This is a genomic window from Caballeronia hypogeia (assembly GCF_001544875.2).
GTDB classification, from domain to species: Bacteria; Pseudomonadota; Gammaproteobacteria; order Burkholderiales; family Burkholderiaceae; genus Caballeronia; species Caballeronia hypogeia.
The window spans coordinates 79,207-97,857 of record NZ_FCOA02000012.1; the positions used below are offsets into that span (position 1 = coordinate 79,207).

14 protein-coding genes are annotated in these 18,651 nt (G+C 64.0%); 3 read left to right on the forward strand and 11 right to left on the reverse strand.

Translation table 11 applies throughout. From position 1 onward, the window contains the following. Positions 1 to 4: 4 nt before the first annotated feature. The 8 genes from AWB79_RS18970 to AWB79_RS19005 form a co-directional block, all read right to left on the reverse strand. Positions 5 to 1,120, reverse strand: a complete 1,116-nt coding sequence (locus AWB79_RS18970) for a glycosyltransferase family protein (protein ID WP_061168977.1) — start codon at positions 1,118 to 1,120, stop codon at positions 5 to 7. Beyond that, positions 1,120 to 2,220, reverse strand: coding sequence for a non-hydrolyzing UDP-N-acetylglucosamine 2-epimerase (wecB, locus tag AWB79_RS18975; protein ID WP_061168978.1), 1,101 nt, complete (start codon positions 2,218 to 2,220; stop codon positions 1,120 to 1,122). The genes AWB79_RS18970 and wecB overlap by 1 nt, the downstream gene beginning before the upstream one ends. Positions 2,221 to 2,231: 11 nt before the next feature. Next, the gene (locus tag AWB79_RS18980; RefSeq protein ID WP_061168979.1) at positions 2,232 to 5,942 is read right to left on the reverse strand and encodes a polysaccharide pyruvyl transferase family protein; all 3,711 of its coding nucleotides are present in this window, start codon (positions 5,940 to 5,942) and stop codon (positions 2,232 to 2,234) included. An 8-nt stretch (positions 5,943 to 5,950) separates the two neighbouring features. Next, a complete protein-coding gene (locus AWB79_RS18985) occupies positions 5,951 to 7,267 on the reverse strand; it encodes an ABC transporter ATP-binding protein (protein WP_232470929.1) in 1,317 nt (438 codons plus the stop codon). An 81-nt stretch (positions 7,268 to 7,348) separates the two neighbouring features. Beyond that, the gene (locus AWB79_RS18990) at positions 7,349 to 8,623 is read right to left on the reverse strand and encodes a glycosyltransferase family 4 protein (protein WP_061168980.1); all 1,275 of its coding nucleotides are present in this window, start codon (positions 8,621 to 8,623) and stop codon (positions 7,349 to 7,351) included. 1 nt (position 8,624) lies between these two features. Beyond that, complete coding sequence (locus AWB79_RS18995) at positions 8,625 to 9,260, reverse strand: acyltransferase (RefSeq protein ID WP_061168981.1); 636 nt, start codon at positions 9,258 to 9,260, stop codon at positions 8,625 to 8,627. Positions 9,261 to 9,263: 3 nt separating this feature from the next. Next, positions 9,264 to 10,685, reverse strand: a complete 1,422-nt coding sequence (locus AWB79_RS19000; protein WP_061168982.1) for a mannose-1-phosphate guanylyltransferase/mannose-6-phosphate isomerase — start codon at positions 10,683 to 10,685, stop codon at positions 9,264 to 9,266. 103 nt (positions 10,686 to 10,788) lie between these two features. Beyond that, positions 10,789 to 11,616, reverse strand: a complete 828-nt coding sequence (locus AWB79_RS19005; RefSeq protein WP_061168983.1) for an ABC transporter permease — start codon at positions 11,614 to 11,616, stop codon at positions 10,789 to 10,791. Positions 11,617 to 12,165: 549 nt separating this feature from the next. Between AWB79_RS19005 and AWB79_RS19010 the strand changes: the two genes are divergently transcribed. Both AWB79_RS19010 and AWB79_RS19015 read left to right on the forward strand, forming a co-directional pair. Continuing rightward, a complete protein-coding gene (locus AWB79_RS19010; protein WP_061168984.1) occupies positions 12,166 to 13,617 on the forward strand; it encodes a YfdI family membrane protein in 1,452 nt (483 codons plus the stop codon). A gap of 35 nt (positions 13,618 to 13,652) precedes the next feature. Beyond that, positions 13,653 to 14,051 (forward strand): GtrA family protein, encoded by a 399-nt coding sequence (locus tag AWB79_RS19015; protein ID WP_061168985.1) that lies wholly within the window; start codon positions 13,653 to 13,655, stop codon positions 14,049 to 14,051. Here AWB79_RS19015 and AWB79_RS19020 read toward each other — a convergent pair. From AWB79_RS19020 to AWB79_RS19030, 3 genes are read right to left on the reverse strand one after another with little or no spacing between them, the layout of a single operon-like run. Further along, entirely contained in the window at positions 14,048 to 14,788 is a 741-nt protein-coding gene (locus AWB79_RS19020; RefSeq protein WP_061168986.1) for an SDR family oxidoreductase, read from the reverse strand. The genes AWB79_RS19015 and AWB79_RS19020 overlap by 4 nt on opposite strands. Continuing rightward, complete coding sequence (locus AWB79_RS19025; RefSeq protein WP_061168987.1) at positions 14,785 to 16,101, reverse strand: FAD-binding oxidoreductase; 1,317 nt, start codon at positions 16,099 to 16,101, stop codon at positions 14,785 to 14,787. Before AWB79_RS19025 ends, AWB79_RS19020 begins: the two co-directional genes overlap by 4 nt. 3 nt (positions 16,102 to 16,104) lie before the next feature. Then, positions 16,105 to 17,526: a UbiA family prenyltransferase gene (locus AWB79_RS19030; RefSeq protein ID WP_061168988.1), complete on the reverse strand. Its 1,422-nt coding sequence runs from the start codon at positions 17,524 to 17,526 to the stop codon at positions 16,105 to 16,107. A 266-nt stretch (positions 17,527 to 17,792) separates the two neighbouring features. Here AWB79_RS19030 and AWB79_RS19035 point away from each other — a divergent pair, with 266 nt between their 5' ends. Continuing rightward, positions 17,793 to 18,647, forward strand: a complete 855-nt coding sequence (locus AWB79_RS19035; RefSeq protein WP_061168989.1) for a glycosyltransferase family 2 protein — start codon at positions 17,793 to 17,795, stop codon at positions 18,645 to 18,647. The last annotated feature ends 4 nt before the right edge of the window (positions 18,648 to 18,651 follow it).

Genomic DNA, 18,651 nt, shown 5'->3' on the forward strand with positions numbered 1-18,651 from the left:
GCCCTTATTCGAGCACGCCCGAAGCGTCGAAGCGCGCAGCCCAGCTATTCGCTTCGCGGAACGCCGCGATGCCATCGTCGCTGGCGCGGCAGCGCAAAGCGGCATCGACCGCGCCGCCGAGTTGATCGGGCGCATCGATCAGGAATGTCGCCGGTTCATTGCCGCGCAATCTCATCTCGCCGAAGCCCGTCGAAATGACAGGCAGGCCCATTGCCCGGTATTCGTAGTATTTGATCGGATCGACGCCGTCGGTCAGTTGATTGCGGATGAACGGAATCAGGCCGATGTCGAACTCGCGCATCGCCTTCAATGCTTCGGCATGCGGCACGGGCGGCAGCATCCGCACGTTGCCCGGCAGCGCGCCCGTCGGCTGTGAAAACACCGGGCCGATCAGACGGATCGCGTCGTTCGGACGTTGCTTCGCGAGCGCGGTGAGCCATGCCCAGTCGAACCACGGTCCCATCGTGCCGAGATAGCCGATGATCTTCGGCTGGCCATCGCCGAGGCGTGCGAGCTTCGCGACGTCCGCAGCCGGCAGGACTCCCGGATCGAGCCCGTTGTAGATGAGCCGCGCATCGGGCCGCAACGTCTGCCAGCGCGCGCGTAACGCCGTGGATGACACCAGCAACCGGTCCACGCCTGCCGCGATGCGCTCCTCGACGCGCGCCAGCGCCGCGCGCGACACGCCGGTGTAGAAAGCGGGAAAGTCGTCCATGCTGTCGTAGGCCGAGCGCGCGGCGTTCGCGTGCTCCAGGCAATCGAAGGCGAACGCGCTCGGCTTGCCGATCACGAGCAGCGTCTTTTCGGCGGCGCAGAAGCGCGCGACGCGCTCCGCGACCGCCCGCCATGCGAGCCGGTTGATGAACGTGCCGCCGGGCATCGGTTCGATGGGCAGCGCGCGCACGCCTTCGACCGTTACCCATTTCGGTCGATTCACCGTCGCGCCTGACGCACCGGCCGACGGACGGCGCAGATCGCGCAGCGCGGGCAGACGTGTCGCGTAGGGATCGATCCACAAGACGCGGCCGCCGGTCGTCGCGTGAAACCATTCGACGAACTTGTGCGGACGCTGCGCGAAGCTCGCCCACGGCAGGGGCGACAGATAAACGAGTTGCCGCATCAGCAAAGACGTTCCTTCAGCACATCGACGATACGGCTGGCCGCGCGGCCATCGCCGTAGGGCGAGACGCCGCGCGCCATCGCGCGGTATTCGGCGGGGTCGTTCAGCAGACGGCTCACCGCTTCGACGATGACATCGGTTTGCGTGCCCACCAGCCTGACGACGCCCGCTTCGATCGCCTCGGGCCGTTCGGTCTCGTGACGCAGCACTAGCACCGGCTTGCCGAGCGCGGGCGCTTCTTCCTGCACGCCGCCCGAATCGCTCAAAATCAGCGTCGCGCGCTGCATCGCCGCGACGAACGGCACATAGTCGAGCGGCTCGGTGAGGATCACGCGCGGATGCCTGTCGAGCATCGGAAACACCACGTCGCGCACGTTCGGATTCGGATGCACCGGAAACAGGATCTGGATGTCGTCATGACGCGCGAGCAGTTCGAGCAGCGCGCCGCAGATGTTCCTGAGCGGCTCGCCGAAATTCTCGCGCCGATGCGCGGTGACGAGCACCAGCCGCTTCGTCTCGTCCAGGTCGATGCCGAGCGAGGGCTTGTGATCCGCGACGGACAAAAGTGCGTCGATGACCGTGTTGCCGGTCATCCAGATCGTGTCGTCAGGCACGCGCTCGCGCAGCAAGTTCTGGCGCGCGCCTTCGGTCGGCGCGAAGTGCAGCGACGCAAGACGGCCCGCCACGACGCGGTTCATTTCCTCAGGAAACGGATTGTCGATATCGCCAGTGCGGAGACCGGCTTCGACATGCCCGAATTCGATGCGCCGGTAGAAGCAAGCCATCGCGACGGTCATCACGGTGGTCGTGTCGCCCTGCGCGAGCACGAGCGCGGGTTTTTCGTGGCCGAGCACCCGATCGATCTCCGTGAGCAGACGCGCGGTCAGCCCGGCGAGCGACTGATTCGGCCGCATGATGTCGAGATCGATATCCGGAACCAGCCCGAAGCACGCGAGGATCTTGTCCAGCATGCCGCGATGTTGCGCCGTGTTGAGCACGCGCACGTCGAAGTCGTGGCAGGCCTTCAGCGCGAGGATGACGGGCGCCATCTTGATCGCCTCGGGCCGTGTGCCCACGGCGCACAGAATCGTTTGCGGCATGCGTGGTTCCTTTACCACGTGTAGTCGAGATAGAAGTGCGGATAATCGCGCCACTTCTCCTTGAAGTACTGCGCGTTGCGCAGGAACAATGCGGTGTACTTGTCGCTGCCCGAATTGGCTTGCGTGGTCTGATGCGGCTGATGGCGCACGCCCGAGAGATCACGGAACGTCACCTTCATGTCGAGCGCCTTGATCTGGAAGCACAAGTCCGTGTCTTCGAAGCAGGTCGGGTCGTAAAAGGTATCGAAGCCGTGCGTTGCGTCGAAGGTGCGGCGGCGCATGAAGAAGCCGCTCGTGCCGAGAAAGCCGATGTCCGCGCGATAACCGTCGCGGATCGCGACCGCGTTCATTGCGCGGTTCGGGCAGTAGTCGGCGATCATGCCGCCCAGGTCCGTGCGCGTCTTGTCGAACCAGCCGGCGTTCCAGCCGATCACGCCGACGCTCGCATCGTTTTCGAGCACGTGCAGCGCCTCCGCGAAGCCCGACGAACCCGCGAACCACTGGTCGCTGTCGAAGAACGCGATGTACTTGCCCGTGCTGTGCTCGACGCCGAGATTGCGCCCCGACGAGCAGCCGTTCTCCGGATTGCGCACGAGCTTCACCTGCGGGAAGTGCTTCTCGACGATTTCGGCGCCGCCGTCGACGCTCGCGTTGTCGACCACGACGACATCGGCGAGATACGGCGAGCAGTGCGCGAGCAGCGTTTCCAGCGCCCGCGCGATGATCTTCGCGTTGTTGTGGATCAGGATCACCACGCTCACGTCGCGGCGCGGCGCGGCCGGGCACAGGTGTTCGAGACGGCCGAGCCAGCTGTTCTTCGAGACGAAGCTGTCGTCGGCGAGCGGGGCGGATTCCGCCCGGCCGAGTTCCGCGCAACGCGCGGCGAACGAGGTTTCGTCTTCGCAGACATGCAGGCTTGCCGTCGGCGTGATGCCGAAATCGAGCGAGGTCACGACCGGCTTGCGCAGATGCAGGCCGGCGTAGATGCCGGCGGTGGCGTCGCCATCGACGAGCGCATCGCGCAAAAGCGGGAAGAACAGGAAATGCGCATGCGCGACGTAGGCCGGCAGCTTGTCGAGCGGTACCGCCGCGCGCACGACGACGTTCGCCGGCATGTTCGGCGGCGGCGTGCCGTCGGCGATGAAGCAGAAGGTCACTTCCGGCGCTTGCTCCGCGGTGCGGCGCACGAGCGCCCAGTCGACCGATTCGAGGCCGTTTACGCCATGGAACAGCGCGACGCGGCCATTTTTCGCGGCGAATCCTCCGGGCGCTTCGAAGGTCTTGTACGGATCGAACACCGTATGCAGCGCCGCGCCGGGCAGCACTTCCACTTCCTCGCGCTGCTTCTGGCGCACGACTTCCGCGAGCGCGGGCGTCGCGACCGTGCAGCGGTCGGCCTGGGCGAGCAGCGTCGAATACATCGCGCGATGCGGCTCGGCGGCGTGCGTCCAGTCGTAGGCGACATCGAAAATCGTCTCGACGCCGCGATGCTTTGCGTACTGGAAGAACGGCGCCACCCGCGAATCCGGCACGCCGATCACGAGTCGCGCCGATTCCGACACACGCTCGAATACATATTCGAGCGTGGCCGCGTCGATCGACTGATGAATCAGGCCGGGAATCTGCAAGGCGGGCGCTGCGGCCGCGTTAGCCGCGCCATCTTCGGGCGACACGTACAGGTAGATCACGCGATGCCCGGCGTGGAGGGCGGCGAGCGCGAGCTGCGCGTGCCGATGCGCGGCGCCCGCCCAGTCGTAGCGATGCTGCGAGACGATCACCAGCTCCGAGCGCTGCAGCTTGGCCGCAGCGCGGAACCACAGGTCCGGGTCGGTCGGGGCGAGTTCTTGAGGCGCGGCCTCGATGATCTTCGCGTGTGCGTCCTGCATCGCCTGCTGCGTGCGGTAGTGGCGCTTTGCGGCGGAAGCGAGTGCGCGCACTCCACCGTTGCGCAGGATATAGACGGCGCGACCCGTATAGGCGCGCGGAGCGGAGATGAACTTACGTACGAACATGTTCGAACCCAGGGATGAAGAGCGGGCGTTGTCGGCGACCGAATCCGTGGAATCGCTGGCAGAGCCGTGAGGCGCGATTCTGAATAATCGAAATAATAGTCGGTGGTGGTTGCGGATTTCCTGAATCTCGCGCGTCTGGGCGAGCCGTGCCTCGTTCGCCACGGCGAGTTGCTGCTGCGCGACGGTGACCGACTCCAGCGCGGCCTGGGTCTCCTGGCGGCTCGCTTCGAGCTCGCGCCGCAGCTCCGCGATCGAGCCTTGCGACGCGTTGTACATGTCGCTCAGCTCGTGCACGCGCTTCTCGTGGGCCGCGGACTGCTCGCGCACGGCCTGCTCGGCGGCGCGCGCCTGCGCCGCCTGCGCTTCGCTCGTGCTGAGCTGGCTGTCGCGATAGCGCAGGATTTCCAGAGCCTTCTCGCGCATTCTCAGCGCGGCGTTCTTGTGCCAGATGGCCTGTTCGAGCCACGTGCTCATCCAGTCGAAATCGCGGCTTTGCCATGCTTCGCGCGATTGCGACACGCCCCGCGCGCGCTCCATGGCCGCGTCGAGCATGACCTCGTGCACATGCGACGACGACGCCAGCTCCGCGAGCGTTTCAGGCGCGACGACCCATGCGGGCGCATCGGCATCGGCGCCGGTCAGACGGCGCAGCGTGTGGCTGAATTTCGCTTCGTCGTCGGTGAGCTGCACGCGCAGATCGGCGGGCATGCCGGCCATGTCGTGCGCGAGCGCCATCTTGCGGTCGTATTCGAGCGCGGCGGTCGGAATTCTCGACGCGATCGTCATGATGCTCGCGTGCAGGCGCATCGAGAACGCGGCGTCGCACTGGCGCAGCACCGCGAGCGCTTCGTCCGGCGTGAGCCGGTCTACGACGACGCTCGGGATATCCGTGCCGAGCTGGCTCTTCATCGATTCGAGGAAGTCGCGGTCGGAAGTCTGCTCGCGCGTGCTTTCGGACCACTGGAAGCCGACCCACACGACCGACCATTCCGGCGTCAGCGTCTTGCGCAACGCGGCGATGAGCTTTTCTTCCCAGTCGTGCGAGAACTCCCACAGCCGCGCGATGATCGCGAGCTTCCTGCGTCCCGCGAGCGCCTCGATCCCCGGAATCTCGATCGCGACCGGCTCCGCCTGGCCCGCGACATAGCCCCAGCCGGGATCGGCGCCGACTTCGATCGCGCGCGCAACGCCGAGCGAGCGCAGGAGCGCGAGCGAATCGTTATCGCGCAGCGTGACGTCGTCGACCTGCGTGAAGACGTCCTTCACGACTTCGCGCGCCTTCGGATGATTGAGCGGCCCGACGCCGTGCCCCCAGATCGCGGTGCGCAATCCGAACTGCCGCGCCATGTAGAAGATGCGCGCGTAGGCCGCGATATCGTTCTGCGTCGGGTCGTACAGCGCCTCGACGTTGAACGGATGGTGATCCTGAAAGATCCCGCCGCCGCCGAACACCAGCAGGTCGGACTTTGCGAGCGCGCGGCCGACATCGCCGAGATTGAAATAATCGACGGCCTCGATACCCAGCCGCGTTTTCGTGTACTCGGGATTGTTGCTGAGCGCGATGAGTTCGCCGCCTTTCGCGTGAACCTGGCGCGCGAGGGCGGCGAGCAGCAGCTCGTCGCCAACATTCGGTGCGCCGTAGTAACCCACGGCGACCACTCTGATGCGATCCGGCATGTCGTGGCTATCCGTGCTCGTTGGCGTGCTCATTGACGGGCTCATTTCGTGAAGTCGAATACGGGGCAGGGGGCGAGCCAGCCGGAGCCGCCGTTGCTCTGCGGCAGCACGTCGATGTGGCCGGCGTAGGGCAGGCGCGCGTGGCGCTTGTATTCGCCCGACTCGACATCGCCCACGCCGATCGCGACGACATAGCGGTTGCCCGAGAAATTGGCGCGCAGCGACCACGTGAAGTGATAAGTGCCCGCCTCCAGCGAGCCCAGCTCGATGTTCATGTGTTGCGTGGTCGTGCTCCACAGCACGATGTCGTCCACGCTTTTCAGTTGCACGCCGAAGCACGGCCGATGGTTCGGCTGCGCGACCCGAATCGACACGGTGATCCTGAACGGATCGTCGAAGGCGAAGGTCGTGCGCTCGCGGCCGTCCTCGTCGGTGATCTTCACGTCGAGAATGGAGGTCTTGTCGGACACGACCTTCTTTGTCTCGGACACGGTGTCCGCCTGCTCGCGCGCTTCGCTCGCGTCGCCTTCGGGCACGGGAATGTCGATGGCGCGGCCGCCTTCCTCATCGACGAGATCGTTCGCGTAGAGCTTCACGACGTCGCGACACGGGCCGTCCTTGATCAGCCGGCCGCGCTTAAGATAGATCGCGCGGTCGCAATATTCGACCAGCGTATTCGTGGAGTGCGTGACCAGAAGGATGGTGACGCCCGCCTTCTGCATATCGCGGATGCGCGTCAGGCACTTGGTCTGGAAGGCGGTGTCGCCGACGGCGAGCGCTTCGTCCACGACGAGAAGGTCCGGCGACACGTGAATCGCCACCGCGAACGCGAGGCGCACGTACATGCCCGACGAATACGTCTTGACCGGCTGGTCGATGAACTCGCCGATATCCGCGAAGGCTTCGATCTCATGGAAGCGCGCGGCGATTTCCTCGGGCGAGACGCCCATGATGCGCGCCGACAGCAACACGTTCTCGCGGCCGCTGAATTCCGGATTGAAGCCCGCGCCGAGTTCGAGCAGCGCGGAGATGCGGCCGTTGACCGCGATCTCGCCGCTGCTCGGCGACAGCGTGCCCGCGATGATCTGCAGCAGCGTGGACTTGCCCGAGCCGTTGCGCCCGATGATGCCGATGGTTTCGCCGCGCTTAACGGAGAACGACACGTCGTGCAGTGCCCAGAAATTGCGGCCGTACTCGCGCGCGGCGCGGCCCGGCAGCTTGACGCGCGAGGCGAAGGACTGCCGCAGGCGATCGGCTGGCTTGTCGTAGATCCGGAAGACCTTCGACAGGTGGTCGACGTTGACGAGCAGAGTGTCCGTCGATTCCGGCAGAGTGTTCGCGGCAGTTTGCATGAGCATGTATTGGACGGCTGAATCGGCTTCGGGCGTGGCGTGCGTTGCTACGCGGTGCGGCCGCTCGCGGGCGGCCGCTTGTCTTCGTCAGTGCGACGCGTGCGTGGGTTGCGCGGCGGCGCCGGGCGCGATGCCCAGCAGCTTGTTGTACAGACGGCGCTTGATCTCGACGCACGCATCCAGGTTGTAGCGCGTCTGGAGCAACGCCTGCGCGTTGCGCGCCATCTCGGCGCGCTTTTCCGGATCGTTCGCGAGACGGATCATCTGCTCGGCGAATTCGTCGGCGGCGTTGGCGATCGCCAGATCGCGGCCATCGACCGCGCCGAGACCTTCGCAGCCCTTCGCGGTGGAGAGGATCGGGATGCCGTTGCTCATCGATTCGAGAATCTTCACGCGCACGCCGCTGCCCGACAGGAGCGGCACGAAAAGCAGGTGCGCGTCGGCGAGAATCGGCTCGATGGACGGCACGAAGCCGTGCACGAAGATGTTCTTGCCGTCGTGCAGCGCCTTCAGATCGTCCGGCGGATTGGCGCCGAGGAATTGCAGCCTGATGTTGTTTTCCGCGAGCCGGTCCTTCACGAGCGGCAGGATGTCGCGCGCGAACCAGGCGACGCCTTCCGCGTTCGGATACCACCAGAAGCCGCCCATCCACAGCATGTTGACGACATCCTTCGGCTTCTTGCTGTAGTCGGATTCCTTCACCGGAAAGCACAGCGGAATGTAGTGCTTCTCGACCGGCGCGGTCACGCGGTCCATGTCCTCGCGCGAGATGAAGGTCATCGCGTCGAAGTTCCACGCGTTGTCGATTTCGACCTTCTTCGCGTTGCGGCGGCTGATTTCGGCGACCTTCGACACTGCGAGCTTCTGCCAGCCGCCGAGCCCGCCGGGAATCCAGAACGGGAACAGGTCGGACTCGATGTTATGGCTCACCAGCACCGCGGGCAGATTGGGCGCGAACTTGCGGAAGAACGCGAGATGCGTGGTGTGCACCTCCAGCATGTCGATGTTCTGCTCGCGGATGATGCGGCGCGCATTGCGCACGGCGTCGCGGCTGAAATAGCTCGCGTCCATGAACGGCAGGCCGTGCAGCGAATGCATGAGCGAATGCAGCGCGCGGCCGGCGGTGGTCTTGTCGGCGGGCATCGGCGCGCGCGGTTCGACGTGCACCGACTTGAAGTGGCGCTCATACAGATCGCGATGCTGCTCGACCTTCTTCTGCTCTTCTTCGCCGCCAATCGTGAACAGATGGAAATCGTAGTCGTCGACGAGCGGCGCGAGCGTATTCATCGTGTAGATCGCGCCACCCGCGTTGGCGGGCAAGGGCGGCGCCAGGGTGAATACGAGAACGTTCTTTTTACGCATGCTAGCCATGAGATTCGTCGAATACGTCGGTGTCAAAGAAGGGCGAGAAGTCGGTCAGATACGCGATCTCGCGATTGCGCTCGGCGATGAACTTCGCGGGCACGCCGCCGACCACCGTGTACGGCGCGACGTCTTTCGTGACGACCGCGCCGGCGGCCACGACCGCGCCTTCACCGATGGTCACGCCCGGCAGAATGGTCGCGCGCGCGCCGAGCCACGCGTGATCCCTGATCTCGACCACGCCGCCGATAGACGCGAAGCCGGGATGATTATGGTCGTGATGCAGCGAGAGAATGCAGCACTGGAACGAGACGTTCACATTGTTGCCGATGACCACACCCGTACGCCCGTCGAGATAAATCTCGCGATTGAGCACGCAGTTGTTGCCGATGCTCACGTTGCAGCGCGAGTGATAGCCGGTGAAGAACTGGCGCATGCTGACGTGCGTGCGCTGCCCGATGCGGATGCCGAGAATGCGCCGGTAATACGCATTGCGCAGACGTTCCCAGGGAACGTGCGCGATCACGTTGTTGCCGACGTAGTACTTGAGCGCGGCGAGGAAGAAGTAGGTCGAGGAGCGCAGGAGCCTCCCCTTGATGCGCTGCTTGAGGCTCGGGCGCGCACTGGCTTGGCTCATGGCTCAGCTTCGTCCGTAGTTGTCGTCGAAACGGACGATGTCGTCTTCACCCAGATACTCGCCGCTCTGTACCTCGATCATCACCAGATCGACGACGCCCGGGTTCGTCAGCCGGTGCTTGTGGCCGGCGGGAATGTAGGTCGATTCGTTGGTGCGCACGTAAAATTCGTTCTCACCGTTGACGACGAGCGCCATGCCGCTCACCACGATCCAGTGCTCGCTGCGATGGTGATGCAGTTGCAGCGAAAGACTCGCGCCCGGCTTCACCTCGATGCGCTTGATCTTGAAGCGCGAACCTTCTTCCAGCACCGTGTAGACGCCCCATGGCCGATGCACGCTGCGATGCACCTTGTATGCCTCGTGGCCGCTCGCCTTGAGCGCGGCGTACACGTGACGCACGTCCTGCGCGCGATGACGGTTCGCGACAAGCAGCGCGTCCGCGGTATCGACGATCAGCAGATCTTCCACGCCGACCGCGCCAACCAGACGGCTTTCGCTGCGCACATAGCAGTTCGACACGTCATGCAAGAGCGCTTCGCCTTCCACGCGATTGCCGCGCTCGTCGGGATGCGCGAGCTCGCCCATCGCGTTCCACGAGCCGATGTCGCTCCAGCCGATATCGCATTGCACGACCGCGACGTTCGTCGAGCGCTCCATCAGCGCGTAGTCGATCGAGATGTCCGGAGCGAGGCCGAGCGTGTCGCCGTCGAGTTCGATCTGCGCGCCGTCCGCGCCGGCTGCGCGGCGGGCCGCGTCCAGGCACTTGCGCGTGGCGTCGAGCACGTCGGGGCAGTGCTTCGTCATCTCCGCGATGACCGTGCCCGCGCTGAAACAGAACATGCCGGCGTTCCACAGGAAGTTGCCGGAGTCGAGATAGGTCTGCGCGGTTTCGGCGTTCGGCTTCTCGACGAAACGGCGCACCTTCGTGCCGTCCGCCTCGATATAGCCGTAGGCGGTTTCAGGAAATGTCGGCGTGATGCCGAAGGTGACGAGCGCGCCCGCTTGCGCCAGCGTCACCGCCTCTTTCACCGCCGCCGCGAAGGCCGGCTGGTTGCTCACGAGATGATCGGCGGGCAGCACGAGCAGCAGCGCATCGTCGCCGAGCGTGGCCGATACATGCAACGCCGCGGACGCGACCGCCACGGCCGTGTTGCGTCCGAACGGCTCGAGAATGAACGAGGCCGACAGGCCTTCCTTGTTCACTTCGCGATACTCGTCACTCGTTTTGAAAAAGAGGTCGCGATTGGTGACCGTCAACACCTGGGCCACGCCCGGAAGATGCGCGCCGCGCTTGAATGCTTTCTGCAGCAGGCTTTCGCCGTCTTCCAGCCGGATGAACGGCTTTGGGTGCGATTCGCGCGATACGGGCCACAGGCGAGAGCCGGCGCCGCCGCAAAGAATGGTGGGGACGAGTTGTGCCGACATGGTGTTGCTAGCCTCCGGGTAACCTCTAAAATTCCGGCGCGCGGTCAAAGCCGCGCGCCCGATCTGTCATGTGTCGACGGTCTTGCGAATGCTTCCGTCAAGCTTACAGCACATCGGCGAAGCCTTTGCGCGTGCGCTGGAACCACCAGAAGCCCAGCCAGCAGACGATTATGGATCCGGCCATGCAGATGACCCAGCTCGTCCAGTCGGGCTGCTTGCCGAAGATGAGCGTATTGCGACCTTCCTCGATGATGAAGGTGAGCGGATTGAGCCTGATCAAGCCTTGATACTGCGGCGGCAGATTCGACACCGGATAGAAGACGGGCGAAAGGAACATGAGCACGGACGTGATGATGCCGGTGATCTGCGCGATGTCGCGCACGTACACGCCGAAGGCCGACAGAAACCACGCGAAGCCCATCGCGCCGATGATGAGCGGCAAGAGAATCAGCGGGAACAGAATGGCGGTCCAGGGCAGCGTGTGCAGCAGCAGCACTTCCGCGATGATCAGCACGAGCAGGCTGATCGCGCTGTGAAAGAGCGCTGAACCGAGCGCGACGATCGGCAGGATCTCGAGCGGAAAGATCACCTTCTTGACGTAGTTGACGTTCGCGAGAATCAGCGTCGGAGCGCGGTTGATGCACTCGGCGAGCAGGCTGTGCAGGATCAGTCCGACGAACAGAACGACCGCGAACGCGCCCTTGTTGTCGTCGAGCGTGCCCCAGCGCGCCTTGAACACGACCGAGAAGAAGAACGTGTAGACGACCAGCATCAGCACCGGGTTGAAAAAGGACCAGGCGAGGCCCATCACCGAGCCACGATAGCGGCCGATGACTTCACGCTGTGTCATCTGGAGAATCAGTCCGCGGTTTCGCCAGACACTCCTCAAAATGGCGGCGAGCGACGCGGGATGCTTCGAATGTGGATTCATCGAGTTAAGCGAATGCTGTTGAAAACTGCCTTAGCGCATTCTTACGGAACGCAAAGCTGCCATGTTTCTGGGAAAGTCCGGCATGGTAGTCGGCGAGACCCGCTCCGTCCTTGTGACACGCAAAAATAACCCTTTTTGTTGCTTGACTCGAACATTAATCGGTAAATAAGCGCGCCAGCGCCTGATCGATAATTCTTCATACGCTGACACGTAAAAAAACCGCACGACCGTTTGTCGGCGCAAAAGGCAAGCTGCGAATTATACTTCATGCACCTTTTCGATCGCGGTGCTCTGGCCCTGAGGCGCGGCGCTTCGATTAGGCCGGGCCCACGCGCGGCGCAGTCGAAAATCGACGAATTGTGAATCTTCACCTGTCGCGCCCGCGCCAATCAAGCGTTCTTGTAGTTTGAAACGTCCGTTACACTTGTCGCCTGTCGCGTAATCGCCCTGGTTGATAAGGTCCGCACGACGCGACCTGCTCATGGGACCGCTTGTTCCGCTCGCCGTCGCGCATCGTTCGATCACCCGAATTCACTTCACCGGAACTCCATGTCAGAGAGTATCAAGCGCCTGTTCGCTTCCAACGGACTGTTCCGCATATTCGTGGCGCTGCTACTCGCGCTCGGCGCGCTGCATCTGTTCAGCGGCATCGCCGACAACATGGACTTCAATCGCAGCATCACGTTTTTCATTGACCGGCCGGCGGGCTTCAGTTCGCTCTTTCCAGCGCCCGGAAGCGACGAGGCGCATCGGCTTTTCCTGACTTTCTGGCACGACAAGTGGGTATTCAAGGAGCGGTTGTTTGAAAAACCCGCGCTCTTCACGCTGTCGTCCTACAAGATATATCTCTTTATTCAGTCGCTGTTCGTCCGGCTGCTCGATGGTCCGTCGCATGAATACTCGTTCATCATCGGCTCGCTGCTTTCGCGCGTGATTTATTTCGGCGCGTTTCTCGCGATGTTCGCGCGCATGCGCAGAACGGAAAATCTGCTCACGATGTGGGTATTCATGGCCCTGGCCGGCACACTCGCGCTTTCGTCCGAATTCTCGGCTTATTTCAACACGTTCTTCGAAGATCAGGTCGTCATCATTTTCCTGCCGGTGCTCGGGCTGCTCGTTTATCGCATCGACCGGTCCGCGCAGCGGCAGCGCGCGCTGCGCTGGAGCGCGCTCGCTCTCGCCACATTCATCGGCGCGGCGAAGACCGCATACTTTCCGCTGCCGCTGATAGTCGCGCCGTTCGTGTTTCCGCTGTTCGAGGGCCGGCGCGGCGCGTTGAAATCCGCCGCTGCGCTCATGGTGTGCGTGTGCATCACGGTGCTGCCGGTGTTTTCTGGCGCGTTCAAGGGCGTCAACCAGTATCACGCGGTGTACGCGGGCGCGCTGACCGTGCTCAGCCCCGAAGAGATCGCGACCATCGATCACATCGGCGACAAGCCCATGCTCAGGGAGTGCATCAAGGTCGTGGCGTTCGCGCCCAACGGACCGTCGTGCGTCGAGCGCGCCCATTCGACCTATTCCGACGTGCTGCGGCTCGCGGCGATGAAACCGGTGATCGTGCCGCGCATCATCGGCGCGATGTTCCACGCGGGCAACGAGATTCGCATCGGCTATCTCGGCACGACGATGGAGCACACCGGCAATTTCATGACCGTGCCCGTGTTCTCCTGGTGGCGCGACCTGTATGTGCGTCACGTCAACTATGCGGTGCTGGGCGGGCTCGTCTTGTCGCTCGTGCTGATCGCGCGGTATCGCAAGACAGAGCGGGCAGGGCGTCTCGCGCTGCTGAAGGTGTCATGCTTTCTTGCGCTTTTCGGCTTCGTGGGTTACGCCACGTCGTTCGGTGATGGCCTCGCGGACAATACGCGGCATCTGATCGCGGCAAGTTACGCGCTGTCCCTGTCGGCGGTGTGCTTCGTGCCGGGCGTGCTCGCGCTCCTCGCGCGCGGCAGCGATACGGCGCGCGTCGCCGAAGCCGCGCCCGTGCGGCAGCCCGTCTGAATTACCTCAACTCATTCAACCCGGATCCAACCCGCATGCAACTCGTGTTGCTCTACTCCCTCTTTGCCGCGATCGCGACGGCGGCCAACATCGGCGCACAGGACCTTTCCACGCGCATCTACGCCGGCCCGTGGCACATTCTGCTGTCGGTGTTCGTCGGCACGGGCGTCGGGCTGGTCGTGAAGTACGTGCTCGACAAGAAGTGGATCTTCCGCTTCAAGGCGGAAAACGCACGCCACGACGCGACCATGTTCACGCTCTACGTGACGATGGGCCTCGTCACGACGGCGATCTTCTGGGGCGTCGAATTCGGTTTCAATCACATCTTCGGGACGGCCGAGATGCGCTATGTCGGCGGATGCATCGGTCTCGCGATCGGCTATGTGATCAAGTACCGGCTCGACAAGCGCTACGTGTTCCGCTCGTTCGCTTAAAGATTCGAGCGCTTGAACAGGAAGCGCGGCACGTTGCGGATGATGAGCATGATCCCCCACCAGAACCACGGCGTATAAAGCACGTCCTTCTTGCGTTCGACGGCCCGCACGATGTCCTTCGCCACCTTCTCCGGCGTCGCGACGAGCGGGCCGGGCAGCGGCAGGCCTTCGGTCATCGGCGTGGCGACGAAGCCCGGCTTGATGTCGACCACATGCACGCCGACCTTGAACAGACGCGCGCGCAAGCCTTCGAGAAACGCCTGCAGCGCGGCCTTGGCGCTGCCGTACAGATAATTCGACGGCCTTCCGCGATCGCCCGCCACCGATGAAATCACCGCGAGCGTGCCGTGCCGCTGCGCCTCCAGCCGGTTGGCGATCGGCGTGAGCAGCGCGATCAGCGAAAGCGCGTTGGTGTGGAACTCGCGCACCGCGACGGCCGGATCGTTCTGGCACGCGGCCTGATCCGGCAGCGTGCCCGAGGCGACCAGCACGATATCGATGGAATCCATCTGCGCCGTGAGGTCGGCGAGCATGGCGGCGTGATCTTCGAGCTTGTCGATATCGAGCCGATGCACGCTCGCCGCGGCCGCGCCGCGCGCGGTGAGATCGGTCGCGACCTGCTCCATGCGGTCCTGATTGCGCGCGACGAGAAAGAAGCGCGCGCCTTTCGCGGCCCATTCGCGGGCACAGGCAATGGCGATGGCGGACGTGGCGCCTACGATGACGATGTTCTTCATGTGGCGATCATTCGTTTCCAGAAATGCGACAGCATGGCCGGATCGCGAAGCGATTCGAGCTGCTGCCATTGAGGGTAGGCGGCGCGGAAATCGGCGGCCGACATGTGCGCGTCCTTGGCCGGATAAATTCGGCCGCCCGCTTCGTGCACGATGGCGTCGAGCGCGGCGAAGAGCTGCGTGTTGCGCAATTCGTGCTGCGGAAAGTCGAGCGCGAGCGAGGTGCCTTCCATAGGAAAGGACAGAAGACCGGGCGAGGGAATGTCGCCGCAGCGCTTGAGCACCGCGAGGAAAGAGCCCGTGCCGCTCGACGAAATGCGGTCGAGCATCGCGCGTATGGCGTCGCGCGCGCTCGCAGCAGGCACCACGCACTGGTACTGCTGAAATCCCGACGGCCCGTAGATGCGGTTCCATTCGAGCAGGCTGTCGAGCGGATAGAAATAGCCGTCGTAGCCGACGCGCGATATCTCCACGAGCTTGCGCTGCTTGCGGTAATAGAGTTCGTTGAACGCGCGCAGCGTGAGGCCGTTGATGAGCGAGACCGGCGGCGTGAACGGCACGGTGCGCTTGTTGCGCTGCTCGACATCGAGCGAGCCGTGGATCGCGTGATCGCCCGCCATGAAGATGCCGCGCCCGAGCGACGGCCCGCGGCTCGCGCAATCCACCCACGCGACGCAGTATTCGTGCTTCGCGTCGTATTCCTCGGAGAGATCGAAGAACTCATCGAGCTTGCCGAAGCGGATGCTCGTCACGTCGATGAGGCTCGTGCGGATCGGCATCAGCGCGAACTCGGCCCACAGAATCAGTCCGGTGAGACCGAGCCCGCCGATGGTCGCGCCGAACATCTCCGGGTTCGATTCGGGCGAGCACTCGATCAGCGTGCCGTCGCTGCGCGCGAGGCCGAACGCGCGCACGTGACGCCCGAAGGTGCCGCGCACGTGATGATTCTTGCCATGCACGTCGTTGGCGATGGCGCCGCCGAGCGTCACGTACTTCGTGCCCGGCGTGACCGGCAGCATCCAGCCGCGCGGCACGGCGAGCGCGAGAATCTGCTCGAAGGTGATGCCCGGCTCCGCGCGCAGGATGCCGCGCGACCAGTCCGCCGAGATGATGCGGTCGAGCGCGAGCGTCTGGAAGACGTGATTCGAGTCGGCGAGGCACACATCGCCATAGCTGCGGCCGTTGCCGAAGGCGAGCGTCGTGCCGTGCTCGGCCTGTACGTCGCGCCAATGCGCCTGCGCTTCGTCGCGCCAGTGCGCGGCGTGCGGCGTTTGCGGCAGGCGCGGGTAGCGGCCCCAGGAAAGCAGATCGCTCATCGTTCAGGTCGCGAGCCAGAATGCAAAGCCGCACAGCGCGACCACCAGCAGGCTCATGCGATCACGCGCGGCGAACACGATCGGATCGTCGTTCATCTCGCCGCGATGCGCGATCACCCACGTGCGGCTGATCCAGTAGAGCATCAGCGGACACGCGATCCAGATGTACTGCGGGTGCCGGTACAGCGCGGCGGTGCGCTCGTCCTGGATATACATGGCGAGCACGAGCACCGAGATATAGCCCGACGAGGTCCCGAGCGACGACACCACCGACAGATCGCTCGATAGATAGCCGCGCCCGCGCGTCTTCTCGCGCCCGGCCTTGAGCGTGGAATGCACCTCGGTATAGCGCTTCACGAGCGCGAGGCTCAGGAAGAAGAACATCGAGAATGCGAGCAGCCAGAAGGTCAGCGGCACGCTGACCGCGGCGGCGCCCGCGACGATGCGCGTGGTGTAGAGGGCGGCGAGCACGACGACATCGACCATCACATGGCGCTTGAGCGCGAGCGAGTAGGCGAGCGTCAGGATGTAGTAGCCCAGCAAGACCGCGTTGAAGCGCCAGGGCAGGAAGGCGAGCGCTATCGCAAACGCGCCGACCAGCAGGATCGGACATAGTCCCATGCCCCATAACAGCGGCATGGTGCCGGCGGCGAGCGGGCGCTTGCGTTTGACCGGATGATGGCGGTCGTCTTCGAGATCGAGCAGATCGTTGAGCAGATACACGCTCGACGCGCATAGCCCGAATGCGACGAACGCGAGCACGGCCAGCCCGACCAGATGGAAATCGTTCAGGTGATGGCCCGCGAGCAGCGGCACGAAGATCAGGAAATTCTTGAGCCACTGATGCAGGCGTAACGACTTCGCCCAGACCTTGTGCGACGGCGGACGATTCTCGAACACCTGCTCGATGTTGTCGCGCTTGCCCGCCTTGCGCACGACGCCGGAATGCGGATTGACCACATAGGCGCGGTCGGCGGCTTCCCACACGGCGATATCGTCGTGTGAATTGCCGACATAGTCGAAGCCGCGTTCCCCGTACTCGGCCACGAGCCGGTCGCGCTTCTTGTGCGACGAGAGGTTCACGCTTTCATCGGTCGCGAAGACGCGCTCGAAGATGCCCAGGTGCTCGGCGATGCGATGCGCGAACGATTCGTGACTCGCCGTGGCGAGCACGATGCGGCGGCCGGCCGCGCGCATCTCCTCGAGCCACGCGATGACCTGTGTGTTGTAGGGCAGCGTCGTGACATCGATGTTCACGCGCTCCGCGAGCTTTGTCTTGAGCGCGGGCTTGCCACCGCTCGAAAGCCATTGGAGCGGCTGGTAAAACTTCTGCGGAAAGGATCTGAGGAAGGCGAATCCGCTCTCGACCAGAATGTCGGAGTGAATCAACGTGCCGTCCAGATCGACGACGATGGGCTTGCTCATGAAATTCACGGTTTAGGTGATCAGGAAGCCCACAGCGGCGGCCCGGGAGGGGCCTTTGCGATTACTACGGGCCGTTTCGACGCGGCAGGATACTGCATCTGGCGGGAAGAATTTATCACAAACGGAAACGGGGTCCGTTCGCTTTACCTAAATTGTCCACACTGTCGCGCGGTTGCCGAAAATGGCGACTTTGAGCACAATCTGTGCGGTCTCCACTAGTCAGCGCGGTCCGTATTCCTTTCGTGGCGCGGACACCCACTCGTCCGATGAACGCGATTCCCCCGCATAGCCAGCCGGCGCAGCAGCCCGGACATTCCGTCGAACTCAGTATCTCGATCGTCGTCTACCGGCCCGATGCGGCATTGCTCGCGCGCACCGTCGAGACGCTCGTGGCCGCCATCGCCCAACTACACGACGTGGCGGGCCGCCCGTGCCTGTATCTGATCGACAACGGCAATCCCGGCGAACTCGCCGATCTGCCGGTGCCGGACGACACCGACATCGATACCGTGGTGATCGCGGGGCACGGCAACGTCGGCTACGGGCGTGGCCACAATCTCGCGATCGAGCGCGCGCGGAGCCACTACCACCTGATTCTCAATCCCGACGTCGAGATCAACGCCGATGGCCTGCGCCGCGCGCTCGCGTTCCTGCGCGATTCGCCCGAGACGGGCTTGCTCGCGCCGTGGATCGGCGGCGACGACGGTCGTCAGCAGTATCTGTGCCGCCGCTATCCGACCGTGCTCGACCTGTTCGTGCGCGGCTTCCTGCCGTCGGCGCTGCGCAAGCCGTTCGCGCGGCGCCTCGCGCGTTACGAGATGCGCGATGTGATCGGCGAGAAAGACATCGTCTGGGATCCGCCGATCGTATCCGGCTGCTTCATGCTGTTCAGAACCGACGTGCTCACGTCGCTCAAAGGCTTCGATCCGCGCTATTTCCTTTACTTCGAGGACTACGACCTGAGTCTGCGCACGCGCCGTGTCGCGCGCATCGCGTACGTGCCGTCGGTGCGCATCCTGCATCACGGCGGCGGCGCGGCCCGCAAGGGCTCGGTGCACATCAAGCTGTTCGTGACGTCGGCGTGCAAGTTCTTCAACCGTTTCGGCTGGAAGTGGCTATGAACGC